At 66.7% G+C, this 14,612-nt stretch carries 13 protein-coding genes; 4 read left to right on the plus strand and 9 right to left on the minus strand.

Annotated features, from left to right (window positions below; translation table 11 throughout):
- Window positions 1-61: 61 nt before the first annotated feature.
- On the minus strand, window positions 62-490 hold the full coding sequence (locus tag C8N34_RS21175; protein WP_108130404.1) for a cupin domain-containing protein: 429 nt from the start codon (window positions 488-490) through the stop codon (window positions 62-64).
- On the minus strand, window positions 450-1,079 hold the full coding sequence (locus C8N34_RS21180) for a pseudouridine synthase (RefSeq protein ID WP_108130405.1): 630 nt from the start codon (window positions 1,077-1,079) through the stop codon (window positions 450-452). The genes C8N34_RS21175 and C8N34_RS21180 overlap by 41 nt, the downstream gene beginning before the upstream one ends.
- 158 nt (window positions 1,080-1,237) lie before the next feature.
- Here C8N34_RS21180 and C8N34_RS21185 point away from each other — a divergent pair, with 158 nt between their 5' ends.
- Window positions 1,238-1,900, plus strand: coding sequence for a ZinT family metal-binding protein (locus C8N34_RS21185; protein ID WP_229825154.1), 663 nt, complete (start codon window positions 1,238-1,240; stop codon window positions 1,898-1,900).
- 69 nt (window positions 1,901-1,969) lie between these two features.
- Here C8N34_RS21185 and eno read toward each other — a convergent pair whose 3' ends face one another.
- Window positions 1,970-3,247, minus strand: coding sequence for a phosphopyruvate hydratase (gene eno / locus C8N34_RS21190; RefSeq protein WP_108130406.1), 1,278 nt, complete (start codon window positions 3,245-3,247; stop codon window positions 1,970-1,972).
- Between the two features lie 42 nt (window positions 3,248-3,289).
- On the minus strand, window positions 3,290-4,189 hold the full coding sequence (locus tag C8N34_RS21195) for a DMT family transporter (protein ID WP_108130407.1): 900 nt from the start codon (window positions 4,187-4,189) through the stop codon (window positions 3,290-3,292).
- Window positions 4,190-4,345: 156 nt separating this feature from the next.
- Here C8N34_RS21195 and C8N34_RS21200 point away from each other — a divergent pair, with 156 nt between their 5' ends.
- The gene (locus C8N34_RS21200; protein ID WP_054300978.1) at window positions 4,346-5,227 is read left to right on the plus strand and encodes a DMT family transporter; all 882 of its coding nucleotides are present in this window, start codon (window positions 4,346-4,348) and stop codon (window positions 5,225-5,227) included.
- 537 nt (window positions 5,228-5,764) lie between these two features.
- Window positions 5,765-9,454, plus strand: coding sequence for a vitamin B12-dependent ribonucleotide reductase (locus C8N34_RS21205; protein ID WP_108130408.1), 3,690 nt, complete (start codon window positions 5,765-5,767; stop codon window positions 9,452-9,454).
- Window positions 9,455-9,555: 101 nt separating this feature from the next.
- On the opposite strand, the gene cobA is transcribed toward C8N34_RS21205, so the two are convergent.
- The 5 genes from cobA to cbiE are packed head-to-tail and all read right to left on the minus strand — an operon-like array spanning window position 9,556 to window position 13,880.
- On the minus strand, window positions 9,556-10,275 hold the full coding sequence (gene cobA, locus C8N34_RS21210; RefSeq protein WP_108130409.1) for a uroporphyrinogen-III C-methyltransferase: 720 nt from the start codon (window positions 10,273-10,275) through the stop codon (window positions 9,556-9,558).
- Window positions 10,272-11,597 (minus strand): cobyrinic acid a,c-diamide synthase CobB, encoded by a 1,326-nt coding sequence (locus tag C8N34_RS21215; protein ID WP_108130410.1) that lies wholly within the window; start codon window positions 11,595-11,597, stop codon window positions 10,272-10,274. Before C8N34_RS21215 ends, cobA begins: the two co-directional genes overlap by 4 nt.
- Window positions 11,597-12,379: a precorrin-4 C(11)-methyltransferase gene (gene cobM / locus C8N34_RS21220; RefSeq protein ID WP_108130411.1), complete on the minus strand. Its 783-nt coding sequence runs from the start codon at window positions 12,377-12,379 to the stop codon at window positions 11,597-11,599. The genes C8N34_RS21215 and cobM overlap by 1 nt, the downstream gene beginning before the upstream one ends.
- Window positions 12,376-12,720, minus strand: a complete 345-nt coding sequence (locus C8N34_RS21225) for a cobalamin biosynthesis protein (RefSeq protein WP_108130412.1) — start codon at window positions 12,718-12,720, stop codon at window positions 12,376-12,378. Before C8N34_RS21225 ends, cobM begins: the two co-directional genes overlap by 4 nt.
- Window positions 12,717-13,880, minus strand: coding sequence for a precorrin-6y C5,15-methyltransferase (decarboxylating) subunit CbiE (gene cbiE / locus C8N34_RS21230; RefSeq protein ID WP_108130413.1), 1,164 nt, complete (start codon window positions 13,878-13,880; stop codon window positions 12,717-12,719). The genes C8N34_RS21225 and cbiE overlap by 4 nt, the downstream gene beginning before the upstream one ends.
- On the opposite strand from cbiE, the gene C8N34_RS21235 reads away from it, so the two are divergent.
- On the plus strand, window positions 13,879-14,607 hold the full coding sequence (locus C8N34_RS21235; RefSeq protein ID WP_108130414.1) for a cobalt-precorrin-6A reductase: 729 nt from the start codon (window positions 13,879-13,881) through the stop codon (window positions 14,605-14,607). The genes cbiE and C8N34_RS21235 overlap by 2 nt on opposite strands.
- Window positions 14,608-14,612: the final 5 nt, after the last annotated feature.

Genomic DNA, 14,612 nt, shown 5'->3' on the forward strand with positions numbered 1-14,612 from the left:
TCCTGCCTAGAACTTCGGCAGGTCCGTCACCATGACGAACTTGTCACCGGCACAATTGCGCTCAGGCTCGCGGAATATCGAAGCCGGGCGGGGCCAGCGTGAAGCCTTCGAACCGGAAACCGGGCGAGACGGTGCAGGACACCAGCGTCCAGTCGCCGGTCGGGGCTGCCGCCTGCCAGTGATGGGCGGGCACGATGACCTGCGGCGCCTCGCCCGCCAGCACATCCGGCCCCAGCCGGATGTCGCGCGCCGGTCCTTCGGTGGTTTCTGCCAGCGACAGGATCAGCGGTGCCCCGGCATGCCAGTGCCAGATCTCCGCTGCGTCCACCCGGTGCCAGTGGCTGCGCTCGTCCGCTTGCAGCAGGAAATGAATGGCGGTGCCGCTGGGCCGGCCGGAGCTGGAGTCGTCGACCCAAGTCTGCCGATACCACCCGCCTTCGGGGTGAGGCTCAAGCCCGAGGGCGGCGATGAGGCGTTGCGCTTCGGTCATGGCGGGGGCCTTTCGGATGCGGCTTGCGGTAGGGGGCGGCGGGCATCGGCACCTCGACCTCACGCCATTCGCCGGGGGCGAGGTCCTCAATGCTCCAGTCGCCGACCGCCCAGCGGATCAGGCGCAGCGTCGGCAGGCCCACGGCGGCGGTCATCCGGCGCACCTGGCGGTTCCGGCCCTCGCGCAGCGTCAGCTCGATCCAGGCGTCGGGCACCGATTTCCGTTCGCGGATCGGCGGCACGCGGGGCCAGAGCCAGTCCGGCGCCGCAATTGCCCGCGCCGCAGCCGGGCGGGTCGGCCCGTCATTCAGCGTGACGCCCGCGCGCAGGGCAGCCAGCGCGGGTTCGTCCGGCACGCCCTCGACCTGCGCGAGATAGGTCTTGGCCATGCGATGCGCCGGATCGGCGATCCGCGCCTGCAACCGCCCATCATCGGTCAGCAGGACCAGCCCCTCGCTGTCGCGATCCAGCCGCCCGGCCGGGTAAACCCCCGCCACCGGCACCAGATCCGCCAGCGTCGCCCGACTGCCATCGCCGGAGAACTGACACATCACGTCGTAGGGTTTGTTCAGAAGGATAAGGCGCGCCATGGCCCGTTGTGCCACGGCAAGGGGCGGAAGGAAACCGTTGCATGGGGTTGCGCTGTCTGTTGGAGGCGGGTATCTCAAGCAGGATTTGTTATAAGATAACATATCAATACGCGACTCGACTGAAGACCAGAAGACAGCCCGGAATGAAGGAACAGGACATGCGGAAACACTCAATGACCCGGATCGGGGCATTCGCCAGCCTGGCGATACTGGCGCTGGCCGCGCCCGCGGTTGCGCAGCAGAAGGCCCCCCATGACCACGGCCACGCGCATGCGCATGCGGCGGATGATGCCGTCTACAAGGGCTATTTCGAAGACAGCCAGATTGCCGCAAGGGCACTGTCCGACTGGGAAGGTGACTGGCAATCGGTCTATCCGTTGCTGATGGGCGGGGCGCTGGACCCGGTGATGCAGCACAAGGCCGAACACGGTGAAAAGACCGCCGCTGACTACCGCGCCTATTACGAGACCGGATACAGGACCGACGTGGATCGGATCGAGATTCATGGCGACAAGGTGAGCTTTCACAGCGCAGCGGGCACGGTGTCGGGCAGCTATGCCGATGACGGCTATGAAATCCTGACCTATGAGAAGGGCAATCGCGGTGTGCGCTATGTCTTCCGCAAAGTGGCGGGCGATGCCGGGGCGCCGGCCTTCATCCAGTTCAGCGACCATGCCATCGCGCCGGTGAAGGCGGGGCATTATCACCTTTACTGGGGCAATGATCGCGCGGCGCTGCTGGAGGAATTGACCAACTGGCCCACCTATTACCCCGCCGATCTGACGGAATCGCAGATCGTGGCCGAAATGCTGGCGCATTGAGCGGGGCAAGCAGCAAAACGAAACGGGCGCCCCGCAGGGCGCCCGTTTGCTATTTCCGGCAGAAGTGGCTCAGCCCTTCAGGATGCTGCGGCCCGCGTATTCGGCGACTTCGCCCAGCATTTCCTCGATACGGATCAGCTGGTTGTATTTCGCCAGCCGGTCCGACCGCGCGAGGCTGCCGGTCTTGATCTGCCCGCAGTTGGTGGCCACGGCGAGGTCGGCGATGGTGCTGTCCTCGGTTTCGCCCGAACGGTGCGACATGACGTTGGTGTAGCGCGCGCGATGCGCCATATCGACGGCCTGCAGCGTCTCGGTCAGCGAACCGATCTGGTTCACCTTCACCAGCATCGAGTTCGCCACGCCCTTGGCGATGCCTTCGGCCAGACGGCGCGGGTTGGTGACGAACAGGTCGTCGCCCACCAACTGCACCTTGTTGCCCAGCGTCTCGGTCAGCAGTTTCCAGCCGTCCCAGTCATCCTCGGCGCAGCCATCCTCGATCGAGATGATCGGATAATCGGCGCAAAGCTTCGCCAGATAGTCGACATTCTCAGCCGAGGTCAGCGACAGACCCTCGCCCTTCATCTCATACTTGCCACCCCGGAAATATTCGGTCGAGGCGCAGTCGAGGGCCAGATAGATGTCCTCGCCGGGCTTGTAGCCAGCCTTTTCGATGGATTTCAGGATGAAATCCAGCGCGACGCGGGTGGAGGACAGGTTCGGAGCAAAGCCGCCCTCGTCTCCGATGCCGGTCGAGAGGCCCGCCGCCGACAGCTCTTTCTTCAGCGTATGGAAGACTTCCGAGCCCATGCGCACCGCTTCGCGGATATTCGCGGCGGCGACCGGCATGATCATGAATTCCTGAATGTCGATCGGGTTGTCGGCATGTTCGCCGCCGTTGATGATGTTCATCATCGGAACCGGCAGCACGCGGGCAGAGGTGCCGCCGACATAGCGGAACAGCGGCTGCGCGGTATATTCGGCGGCGGCTTTCGCGACGGCCAGCGAGACACCCAGAATGGCATTGGCGCCAAGGCGGCCCTTGTTCGGGGTGCCGTCCAGTTCGATCATGGTGCGGTCGATGCCGACCTGTTCGGTCGCGTCGAACCCGATCAGTTCTTCGGCGATCTCGCCGTTGACGGCGGCCACCGCCTCCAGCACACCCTTGCCCATATAGCGCGACTTGTCGCCGTCGCGCTTTTCGACGGCTTCATGCGCGCCGGTCGAGGCGCCCGAGGGCACCGCCGCGCGGCCCATTGCGCCGCTTTCCAGCGTCACGTCCACTTCAATCGTGGGATTGCCGCGGCTGTCGAGGATTTCGCGGGCGTGAATGTCGATGATCGTGCTCATGGCGAGTTCCTTTGTGGGGAAGCGGTGCTCTCGGCCGCGTCTTTAGCGCGCGTCGCCCGGTGTGGGAAGGGATCGTTTGCGCAAACGCTCGCGTGCAAAGGCATAAAGCCCCGATCCGATAATCAGCGCGGCCCCGGCAAGGGTCGGCAGGTCGGGGCTTTCGGCGAAGACCAAGATGCCGACGATCAGCGCGAAGACCAGCCGGGAATAGCGGAAGGGGGTGATGACCGACACTTCACCCAGTCGCATCGCCTGCACGATGGCCCAGTAGGCGGCGATGCCGAAGGCCAGTGCCCCCAGCATGTAACCGGCTTCCGCAGGTGCGGGCATCCGCGCGCCGCCCGTGACCGCCAGCATCATCGGGCCCAGCAGGATCAGCGTCATGAAGCCCCAGGCCGAAATCTGCGCCGTGCTGATATCGGCGGGAATGCGGCGTGTCGCCAGATCGCGCACGGACAGACCGACCACGGCCAGCACCGACCAGAGCGAGGCGAGGCGGAAGCCCTCGAACCCCGGCCGGATGATGATCATCACGCCGACAAAACCCACCAGAATGGCGCTCCACCGCCGCCAGCCGACCTTTTCCCCCAGAAACAGCGCCGCCCCCAGCGTCACCGCCAGCGGGGTGGCCTGAAAGATCGCGGTGGCGGTGGTGAGGGGCGTCAGTGCAAGCGCGGTGACAAAGCCCAGCGTGCCGGTCATCTCGCCCAGATTGCGCAGCACCACGGCGGGATGCCAGAGGCGGCGGGTAAAGATGGGCTCCCCCCGGAACCGTGCGAAAAGGCCAAAGACCAGCCCGCCGGAGGTGCCGAGCATCAGCATGATCTGCCCGGTCGGCAGCCCCGCCGCCGCCCATTTGATAAACATGTCCTCGATGGCGAAACCCGCCATGGCCGCGACCATCAGAAGGATGCCGCGCAGGTTGTCGCGGGTATCGGTCATCGCAGGCCCTTTCCGGTTTCTCCCGGCCAGAAGCCGTCCCGTCGATCTGTAGGGGAAGGCCACGGCAGTCTCCAGTGCCAAAGTGGCAAAGGAAGGGCCTTGCATCCGCCCGCGCCGCCCGCCACCACTGGCGCGGCGGGCACAGGAGACGGGCCGATGGAAAAGAGAAGGCTGGACGGGCAGGGGCTGGCGATCCTGCTGGGCATCTCGCTGCTGCTTGCGGTGAACCAGGTCGTCGTGAAGCTGACCAACCAGGGCTTGCAGCCGGTATTCTTTGCCGGGCTGAGGTCCGCGCTGGCGGTGCCTTTCGTTGCGGGCTGGATGATCTGGCGCGGCAAGCCTCCGCGCTACACGCCCGGCACGTTGCTGCCGGGCCTGCTGATCGGCGCGGTCTTCGCGCTGGAGTTCCTGTGCCTCTTTGTGGCGCTGGACCTCACGACCATCAGCCGCGCGGTCATCATCTTCTACTCTATGCCGGTCTGGCTGGGCCTTGCCGCCCATTTCGGCCTGCCGGGAGAGCGGCTCAGCCCGCTGCGCGGGGTCGGCCTCGTGCTGGCCTTCGCGGGCACGGCCTGGGCCATTCTGGACCGGACGGGCAGCGGCGGGCAGGGCAGTCTTGCGGGGGATCTCTTCGCACTGGGCGGGGCGATCGGCTGGGCTGCCACGGCCTTTCTGGCCCGCAGGCCGCGCCTTGCCGCTGTCGGACCGGAGACGCAGCTTCTGTGGATGGTCGCGGTCTCGGCGCCGCTTTTGCTCATCATCTCCCCGGCCTTCGGGCCGCTGATCCGCGAGATCCGGCCCGAACACTGGCTGTTGCTGGTGTTGCAGGCGGCGGTCGTGGTGGCGGGCGGCTTCATCACCTGGCTCTGGCTGCTGTCGCGCTATTCCGCCGCCACGGTGGCGAGCTTCTCCTTCCTCACCCCGGTGCTGAGCCTGCTGTTCGGCTGGGCCCTGATGGGAGAGCATCTGGGGCCGTCGATTCTGGGATCGGCCGCACTGGTCGCGGCGGGAATCATCCTCGTCAACCGCCGCACCTGAGCCGCGGGCAGGTCGGGCAGGGTGTCGCAGTCAGGTCACACCCGCATGACGCGGCGGCAGGCGTCTTTGGGGGCCTGATATCGGGTGACGCTGGGTAAGGGAAAGTTTTCCACAGTTCAGGTGCCCCGGCAGAACCCGCCGGGAACCTGCCGGATTTCCGGGCTTTTCACCGTCCCGCCCCGGATCATCCGCAAGCCATCCCCTGTTTCATCCACAGCAGGCTGAGTCGCCGCGCGCATCTATCCGTTGTGGGTAAATTTCCCGTCAACACAAATTAGCGGCCCCGGCGGCTGATTTTTCCGTTGATCGACCCCGGGATTTCCGACAATTTGTCGTCGCAGCGTCATGAGACACCAAATCTGGTGTCAGCGGGGCCGCTCTGAGGAAAATGCCACAAGATGCGCGAGGCCATGCCCGCGCGCCCTTCCGCCAAACCGGAAGGCTGGCCCTCTTTGCGTCCGGCCCGATGCGATGCCGCACAATGATAACCGGCGGGAAACCCGCCAGATGCAGATGTGACAAAGGACGGCGGGGCCAATGAAGATCGAGCGGAAGTTCACGACGGAAACCACCGGCGCATACGGCGCCATGTCCTTCTCGACCACCACCTCTGAAATCCGCAACCCGGATGGCAAGGTGGTGTTCCGCAATGAGGCGGTCGAGGTTCCGGAGGGCTGGAGCCAGGTTGCCTCGGACGTTCTGGCGCAGAAATACTTCCGTAAGGCCGGGGTTCCGGCGATCCTGAAGCGCGTGAAGGAAAAGGGCGTGCCCGAATTCCTGTGGCGCTCGGTTCCCGATTCCGAGGCGCTGGCCGCACTGCCCGAAGACGCCCGTTTCGGTGGCGAGACCTCGGCCAAGCAGGTCTTCGATCGTCTGGCGGGCGCCTGGGCCTACTGGGGCTGGAAGGGCGGCTATTTCACCTCTGAATCCGATGCCCGCGCCTATTATGATGAAATGCGCTTCATGCTGGCCCGCCAGATGGCGGCGCCGAACTCGCCCCAGTGGTTCAACACCGGCCTGCACTGGGCCTATGGCATCGACGGCCCCGGCCAGGGCCATTTCTATGTCGATTACAAATCCGGCAAACTGACCCGCTCGGACAGCGCCTATGAACATCCGCAGCCCCATGCCTGCTTCATCCAGTCGGTCAGCGATGATCTGGTGAACGAGGGCGGCATCATGGACCTCTGGGTCCGCGAGGCGCGTCTGTTCAAATACGGCTCGGGCACCGGCACCAACTTCTCGTCGCTGCGCGGCGAGGGTGAGAAACTGTCGGGCGGCGGCAAGTCGTCGGGCCTGATGGGCTTCCTCAAGATCGGGGACCGCGCGGCGGGCGCCATCAAATCGGGCGGCACCACGCGCCGCGCCGCCAAAATGGTGATCTGCGACATGGATCACCCGGACATTGAGGAATTCATCAACTGGAAAGTCATCGAAGAGCAGAAGGTCGCCAGCCTCGTGGCCGGCTCCAAGATGCACGAACAGCACCTGAACGCGATCTTCGCCGCAATCCGTGGCTGGGACGGCAGTGTGACCGACGCCTGCGATGCCACCAAAAACGAGGCGCTGAAAACCGCGATCCGTGCCGCCAAGAAGGCGATGATCCCGGAAACCTATATCAACCGCGTGCTGCAATATGCGCGGCAGGGTTTCGACAGCATCGAATTCCCGACCTATGACACCGATTGGGATTCGGAAGCCTATATCTCGGTCTCCGGCCAGAACTCCAACAACTCGGTCCGCGTCACCGATGCCTTCCTGCAAGCGGTGAAGGACGATGCCGACTGGGCGCTGGTGCGCCGCACCGATGGCAAGACCGCCAAGACGGTGAAAGCGCGCGAGCTTTGGGATCAGGTCGGCCATGCCGCATGGGCCTGCGCCGATCCGGGCATCCAGTTCCACGATACCGTCAACGCCTGGCACACCTGCCCGGAAGATGGCCCGATCCGCGGCTCGAACCCCTGTTCGGAATACATGTTCCTCGATGACACGGCCTGCAACCTTGCCTCGATGAACCTGTTGACCTTCTTCAGCGAGGGTCGGTTCGACGCGACCGCCTATATGCATGCGACGCGCCTCTGGACCGTGACGCTGGAAATCAGCGTGATGATGGCGCAGTTCCCGTCGAAGGAAATCGCGCAACTGTCCTATGATTTCCGCACGCTGGGCCTTGGCTATGCCAATATCGGCGGTCTCTTGATGAACATGGGTCTGGGCTACGACTCGACCGAGGGCCGCGCGCTCTGTGGGGCGCTGACCGCGCTGATGACCGGCGTGACTTACGCCACCAGCGCCGAAATGGCGGGCGAGCTGGGGGCTTTCGCGGGCTACAGCCGCAATGCCGCGCATATGCTGCGCGTCATCCGCAACCACCGCCGCGCGGCCTATGGCCATGTCTCGGGCTATGAGGCGGTGAACGTCTCGCCCGTGGCGCTGGATGCCGCCAACTGCCCGGATGCTGAACTGGTGACGCTGGCGAAATCGGCCTGGGACGAGGCGCTGAGCCTTGGTGAAAAGCACGGCTACCGCAACGCCCAGACCACCGTCATTGCCCCCACCGGAACCATCGGTCTGGTGATGGATTGCGATACCACCGGGATCGAGCCGGATTTCGCGCTGGTGAAGTTCAAGAAACTGGCTGGCGGCGGCTATTTCAAGATCATCAACCAGTCGGTTCCGGCGGCGCTGGAAACGCTGGGCTATTCCTCGGGTCAGATCGCGGAAATCGTGGCTTACGCCGTGGGCCATGCCAGCCTCGGCAATTGCGCGGGCATCAACCATACCGCGCTGATCGGCCACGGCTTCGGCCCGCGCGAGATCGAGAAGATCGAGGCGGCGCTGCCGTCCGCCTTCGACATCCGCTTTGTCTTCAACCAGTGGACGCTGGGCGAGGAGTTCTGCCAGAAGACCCTTGGCATCCCGGCCGACAAGCTGAACGATCCGGGCTTTGACCTGCTGCGCCACCTTGGCTTCACCAAGGCGCAGATCGACGCTGCCAATGACCATGTTTGCGGCACCATGACGCTGGAAGGCGCGCCCTTCCTCAGGGCCGAACATCTGCCGGTCTTCGATTGCGCCAACCCCTGCGGCAAGAAGGGCAAGCGCTTCCTGTCGGTCGAAAGCCACATCACCATGATGGCGGCGGCGCAGAGCTTCATCTCGGGCGCGATTTCCAAGACGATCAACATGCCGAATTCGGCCTCGATCGAGGAAACGCTGGCGGCTTATGAACTGTCGCATTCGCTTGGCATCAAGGCCAATGCGCTCTATCGCGACGGATCGAAACTGTCGCAGCCGCTGGCTGCCGCGCTGGTCGAGGATGACGAGGAAGTCGAGGAAATCCTCGCCACCGGCACCCCGCAGGAAAAGGCCATCGTGCTGGCCGAGAAGATCATCGAAAAGGTGGTCGTGAAGGAAATCGTGCGCAGCCACCGCGAAAAGCTGCCGGAACGCCGCAAGGGCTATACCCAGAAGGCGGTTGTGGGCGGCCACAAGGTCTATCTGCGCACCGGCGAATATCAGGACGGCAGCCTTGGCGAAATTTTCATCGACATGCACAAGGAAGGCGCGGGCTTCCGGGCGATGATGAACAACTTCGCCATCGCGGTCTCGGTTGGCCTGCAATACGGCGTACCGCTGGAGGAGTTTGTTGACGCCTTCACCTTCACCAAGTTCGAACCGGCGGGCATGGTGCAGGGCAATGACTCGATCAAGAACGCGACGTCCATTCTGGACTATGTGTTCCGCGAACTGGCTGTCAGCTATCTCGACCGCACCGATCTAGCCCATGTCGCCCCCAAGGGAGCGTCGTTCGATGAGCTTGGTGGCGGCGTGGCCGAAGGCAAGCGCGACACCAATCTGGAGCCGGTGAGCGAAAGCGCCGCCTCCAAATCGCTGGAGGTGCTGCGGCAGATCTCCTCGACCGGCTATCTGCGCAAGCGGCTGCCGAAAGAGCTTGTGGTGCTGCAAGGCGGCATGGGCGCCACCGCGCTGGGCGGCGATCCGGCGGCGGTCAACATGCTGATGCCCGACGCGACCCGCGCCACCGGCACCATGGGCGCGACGACCGCGCTGGCCTCCGGCTCGGTCTCGCTGGATGCGCGCACCAAGGCGAAGATGCAGGGCTACGAAGGCGACCCCTGCGGCGAATGCGGCAACTACACGCTGGTCCGCAACGGCACCTGCATGAAGTGCAACACCTGCGGCGGCACCAGCGGCTGTAGCTGACCCGCTGTCGGGCGCAGAAAACGAAAGGCGCGAACCGGAGAGGTTCGCGCCTTTTCAATTTGTTGCGCCTGCTTTCTCGTGTAGTGGATGAAGCGAGGGTCTCACGCCTCCGCCAGCGGTCCATAGAGGATCAGCGCCGGGCTGGTGGATTCTGTGCCATCCAGATGGGCGGCGAGGCTGGCGACGGTGAAGCGTTCCAGCCGTTCCTCGGCAGTGCTGACGCCATGGGCCAGCAGCGCGGGGGTCTCGGGCGGCAGGCCATGGGCGATCAGCGCGGCGGCCAGTTCGGGGAAGGTGCGCTTGCCCATGTAGATCACCGTTGTCGCGCCGGGGTCGGCCAGCGCGGGCCAGTTCAGCGTTTCGGGCAGGCCGCCTGTCACATCGGCGCCGGTCAGGAACTGCACCCGCCGCGCGGTCAGCCGCCGGGTCAGCGGGATCGCCGCCGCCGCCGCCGCCGCCGAGGCCGAGGTGACGCCGGGCACGATTTCAAACCTGATGCCCGCGTCGCGCAGCGCGGTCATTTCTTCCTCCAGCCGCCCGAAGATGCCCGCATCGCCGGATTTCAGCCGCACCACCTGGGCACCCGCCTGCGCATAGTCGACCAGCAGGCGGTTCACATGCTCCTGCCGGGCCGAGGGCCGCCCGGCGCGCTTGCCGACCGAAACCAGATCCGCGTCGGCCCGCGCCAGATCGAGGATCGGCCCCGAGGACAGATCGTCATACAGCACCACATCGGCGGCCCCGAGCCGTTTCACCGCCTTCACGGTCATCAGGTCCGGGTCGCCGGGGCCGGAGGATACGAAGGTGACGAAGCCGGTCATGTCGCTTCTCCGATCAGGTGGAAATAGGTGCCGCTGGCCAGCCCCCGGCGCGATCCGGTTTCCGGGACGGCGGTGCCGTTGGCATCCTCGACTTGGGCGAGCGGCATATCGGGTTGCGCGAGGATGGTCGAGTAGTGAAATTCATGCCCGCGCAGCCTTGTGCCTTTGGCCATGCCGGGCATCGCGGCCTCCAGCCGTGCAAGGCGATAGCCCAAGTGCATCCTGCGCTTTTCATACGAGGTTTCAAGGCCCAGCAACCCCGCCATGCGATGCCGCTGCCCCTTCGCATCGACCAGACCGGCGCCCATCGCCATATAGCCCCCGCATTCGCCATGCACCGGGCGCGTGGCGGCGAAGGCGGTCAGGCGGGCGCGGAAACGCTCTGCCGCCGCCAGCGCGCCTGCATGCAGTTCGGGGTAGCCGCCGGGCAGCCAGCAGGTGGTGGCGCTGTCGTCGGGGCCTTCGTCGCCAAGCGGCGAGAAGGGCAGGATCTCGGCCCCCTGTGCGCGCCAGTCGGCCAGAAGATGCGGATAGGTGAAGGAAAACGCCGCATCCTGCGCCAGCGCGATGCGCTGGCCGGGGGGGGGCATGCGGCGGGCGGTACCGGGCCGTACGCGGGTCGTCCTGGCGGCATGGCGGAGCGCGTCAAGATCACAATGCGCGGCGATGAACGCCCCGGCCTCGTCAAGGATGCGGTGCAGATCTGCGGTCTCGCCCGCCTGCACCAGCCCCAGATGACGTTCCGGCAGTTCGATCGTGGCGCGGCGCGGCAGGGCGCCGAGCACCGCAACACCATGTGCCGCCATCCCGTCGCGGATCAGTGCCTCGTGCCGGGGGGAGGCCACACGGTTCAGGACCACCCCGGCAATGGTCAGCCCCGGACGCATGGCCTGGAACCCGAGCGCGGTGGCGGTAGCGCTTTGCGCCTGACCGGAGGTGTCGATCACCAGCACGACCGGCCAGCCCGTCAACTCTGCCAGATCGGCACTGGCGCCGATGCCGGTCTCGCCCGCTGCCGCCACCCCGTCACACAGGCCCATGGAGCCTTCGGCCAGTACCAGATCGGCCCCTGTCGCCGCTGCCAGCAGCGCGCCGATGCGCGGCGCGGGCATGGCCCAGGTATCAAGGTTGACAGAAACCCGGCCCGAGGCGGCGGTGTGAAAGGCGGGGTCGATGTAATCGGGCCCGCTTTTGAACGGCTGCACCTCCAGCCCGGCGGCACGGAATGCGGCCAGCAGCCCAAGCGTCACCGTTGTCTTGCCGGTGCCCGAGGCGGGGGCCGAGATGATCAGACCCGGTGGCAGGGAAACGGGCGGCAGCATTACAGGCCTTCGGGAAAGCGCGGATGGGTGCCGACCGGGCGATAGCGGCGGTCGTAGTCACCGGCATACAGGCGGCTTTCGCCGAAATCCTCGGCGGCCAGCGCGGGGCCGACAAGGATCAGCGCCGTGCGCTCCATCTCCGCCCCCACAGCGGTTTCCAGCGTAGAAAGCGTGGCGCGGACGATGAGCTGGTCGGGCCAGCTTGCGCGCCAGACCACGGCGACCGGGCAATCGCTGCCGTAATGCGGCGAAAGGGTTTTCACTACGGTTTCAAGCACATGTACCGAAAGGTGAATGGCCAGCGTCGCACCGGTGCGGGCAAAGTTTTCCAGCGCCTCGCCCTCGGGCATGGCGGTGGCACGGCCCGAGGTGCGGGTCAGCACCACCGATTGCGCGACGCCCGGCAGGGTGAGTTCGGCGCCCAAAGCCGCAGCGGCAGCGGCGAAGCTGGGCACGCCGGGCGTCACGTCATAGGGGATGCCAAGGGCGCGCAACCGGCGAAGCTGCTCCCCCATCGCCGACCAGACCGACAGGTCGCCCGAATGCAGCCGCGCGACATCGTGACCTTCGGCATGGGCGGTGGCGATCTCGGCCATGATCTGGTCAAGGCTCAGCGGTGCGGTGTTCACGATCCGCGCGCCGGGGGGGCAATGGCTCAGCAGCGCCTCGGGCACCAGACTGCCCGCATAAAGACAGACCGGGCAGGCGGCGATCAGGTCGCGGCCGCGCAGGGTGATCAAGTCGGCCGCGCCGGGGCCTGCGCCGATGAAATGGACGGTCATGCGGGGATTCCTTGGGCAAGGGCCAGCGTCACACGCCCGCCGGGGGCAACAAGACGCGGGCAGATCAGGGGGGCGCCGGGGCCTGCGGCGGCAAGGGCGGCGGCCTCGGCGACCGAGCCAGCCCCATAGCGTGCGGGCTGGCGGGGCGAGGGGGTTTCGGTCGCCTGCGCGCGCAGGGCCGCCAGCGGTACGGCGATGACCGCGCGCCCGGCCAGCGCGGGATGTGCGGCCTTGTCCTCGGGAAGGGCGAGCACTTGGGGCGTGCAAGGCGCCAGTGCCAGTGCGGCGGCGAGGTCGGCCTCGGTGGCCGTACTGCGCAATCCGATCCCGGCGACGATCATCGGGTGACGCTCCATTGTACCACGGGGCGGGCGGCCTGCCAGTCGCGGAAGGCGCCAAGGCGGCCGCTTTGGGCAAGGTCGATGCGCAGCAGGCTGCCGCCGTGGGTGGCATGGGCCGCGTAAAGCGTGGCCTCGGTTTCCAGCGTCACCGCATTGGCCACCAGCCTTGTGCCCTCGGGCAATTGCGCCCAGAGCTGTGTCAGCAGATCGGGCGTCAGCCCGCCGCCGATGAACACGGCATCGGGGCGCGGCAGGTCTGCGATCCGTTCGGCGCTGTCGCCGTGGTGGGCGTGCAGGCGATGGGTCAGACCGAAGGCTTCGGCATTGGCGCGGATGTTCGGCAGCCGGTCGGCGCGGGCCTCTACCGCCGAGGCGCTGCCACCGGCAAGGCACCACTCGACCGAGACCGAGCCGGACCCTGCGCCCAGATCCCACAGATGTTCCCCCGCGCGTGGCGCCAGTGCGGCCAGCGTCAGCGCCCGCACCGGGGCTTTGGTGATCTGGCCATCGCTTTGGAACAGCGTATCAGGCAGGCCGGGAGTGCGGGGCAGGCCGGGGTCGTGCGCCTCGATGGCCGCCAGCAGGGGGGCTTCGGGGGCGTCAGACGGCGCAGGGCCGATACGCTCTTGCGGGCCGCCAAGCCTTTCCAGCAGGGTGACACGGGCGTTGGGATGGCCGTTGGCGGTCAGCCAGTCGCAGAGCCCGGTCGCCGCCGCGCCGTCGCGCAGGGTGACCAGCGCGCGGGTGCCGCGTGTCAGTAGCGGTCGCAGCCGGGCGCAGGGCGCGGCGTGAAGGCCGAGGCAAAGCACCTCCTCCATGCGCCAGCCCAGCCGGTTGCAGGCCAGTTGAAAGGACGAGGGCGTGGGGTGGCTGACCCATTCTCCGGGCGCAAGGTCGCGGATCAGGCTGCCGCCCGCGCCATGCCAGAACGGATCGCCGGAGGCCAGAACCACGGTGCGCCGCCCGCGCGCCGCCAGCACCGGGGCGGTGGAAAACGGCACCGGCCAGGCGACACCCCGCGACCCCGCCTGTGCCAGCGCCAGATGGCGCGGCCCGCCGATGATGATTTCCGCCGCATCCAGCAGGTCACGACTTGCGGCGGGCAGCCCGTCAAGGCCATCTTCGCCCAGACCGAGGATATGGAGCCAGGGATCAGCCATGACGCGCATTCTTCTTCTGGGCGGCACGACCGAGGCGAGCGCCCTTGCCCGCGCTTTGGCCGGGACCGGGGCGGATGCGGTGTTTTCCTATGCCGGGCGCACCGATGCGCCCCTGGCCCAGCCCCTGCCGACCCGTGTCGGGGGCTTTGGCGGGGCCGAAGGGCTGACGGCCTGGCTGCGGGCCGAGGGGATCACGCATGTGATCGACGCGACCCATCCCTTCGCGGCGCAGATGAGCCACAACGCCGTTGCGGCCTGCGCCGCCACCGGCGTTGCGCTGGCCGCGCTGGAGCGTCCGGCATGGCAGGCCGGGCCGGGCGACCGCTGGACCTGCGTGCCTGATCTGGCGGAAGCGGTGGCGGCGGTGCCCAAGGCGGGCGCGCGGGTGTTTCTGGCGATCGGCAAGCAGCATGTCGCGGATTTCGCCCGGAAACCCGGTAACCACTATCTGCTGCGGCTGGTCGATCCGCCGGGCGTGCTGCCGCTGCCAGATGCGACGGCGGTGGTGGCGCGCGGTCCCTTCGATCTGGCGGGCGATCTGGTTTTGATGCGGGACCATCGCATCACCCATGTCGTCGCCAAGAATGCCGGGGGCAGCGGCGCGCGCGCGAAGCTCGATGCCGCGCGTGACCTGGGTTTGCCGGTTGTGATGATCGACCGGCCCGCGATCCCGCCGCGCGCGCGGTTCGGCGATGTCGCGAGCGTCATGGGCTGGCTGGCGCGCTGACCTGG

Source organism: Gemmobacter caeni (assembly GCF_003054195.1).
In the GTDB taxonomy this organism is placed as follows: Bacteria; Pseudomonadota; Alphaproteobacteria; order Rhodobacterales; family Rhodobacteraceae; genus Gemmobacter; species Gemmobacter caeni.

Bases quoted from the DNA above. Each gene is read 5' to 3' on its own strand.
- C8N34_RS21175 (WP_108130404.1), bottom strand. From the start codon at position 490: ATGACCGAAGCGCAACGCCTCATCGCCGCCCTCGGGCTTGAGCCTCAC.
- C8N34_RS21180 (WP_108130405.1), bottom strand. From the start codon at position 1,079: ATGGCGCGCCTTATCCTTCTGAACAAACCCTACGACGTGATGTGTCAG.
- C8N34_RS21185 (WP_229825154.1), top strand. From the start codon at position 1,238: ATGCGGAAACACTCAATGACCCGGATCGGGGCATTCGCCAGCCTGGCG.
- eno (WP_108130406.1), bottom strand. From the start codon at position 3,247: ATGAGCACGATCATCGACATTCACGCCCGCGAAATCCTCGACAGCCGC.
- C8N34_RS21195 (WP_108130407.1), bottom strand. From the start codon at position 4,189: ATGACCGATACCCGCGACAACCTGCGCGGCATCCTTCTGATGGTCGCG.
- C8N34_RS21200 (WP_054300978.1), top strand. From the start codon at position 4,346: ATGGAAAAGAGAAGGCTGGACGGGCAGGGGCTGGCGATCCTGCTGGGC.
- C8N34_RS21205 (WP_108130408.1), top strand. From the start codon at position 5,765: ATGAAGATCGAGCGGAAGTTCACGACGGAAACCACCGGCGCATACGGC.
- cobA (WP_108130409.1), bottom strand. From the start codon at position 10,275: ATGACCGGCTTCGTCACCTTCGTATCCTCCGGCCCCGGCGACCCGGAC.
- C8N34_RS21215 (WP_108130410.1), bottom strand. From the start codon at position 11,597: ATGCTGCCGCCCGTTTCCCTGCCACCGGGTCTGATCATCTCGGCCCCC.
- cobM (WP_108130411.1), bottom strand. From the start codon at position 12,379: ATGACCGTCCATTTCATCGGCGCAGGCCCCGGCGCGGCCGACTTGATC.
- C8N34_RS21225 (WP_108130412.1), bottom strand. From the start codon at position 12,720: ATGATCGTCGCCGGGATCGGATTGCGCAGTACGGCCACCGAGGCCGAC.
- C8N34_RS21235 (WP_108130414.1), top strand. From the start codon at position 13,879: ATGACGCGCATTCTTCTTCTGGGCGGCACGACCGAGGCGAGCGCCCTT.
- cbiE (WP_108130413.1), bottom strand. From the start codon at position 13,880: ATGGCTGATCCCTGGCTCCATATCCTCGGTCTGGGCGAAGATGGCCTT.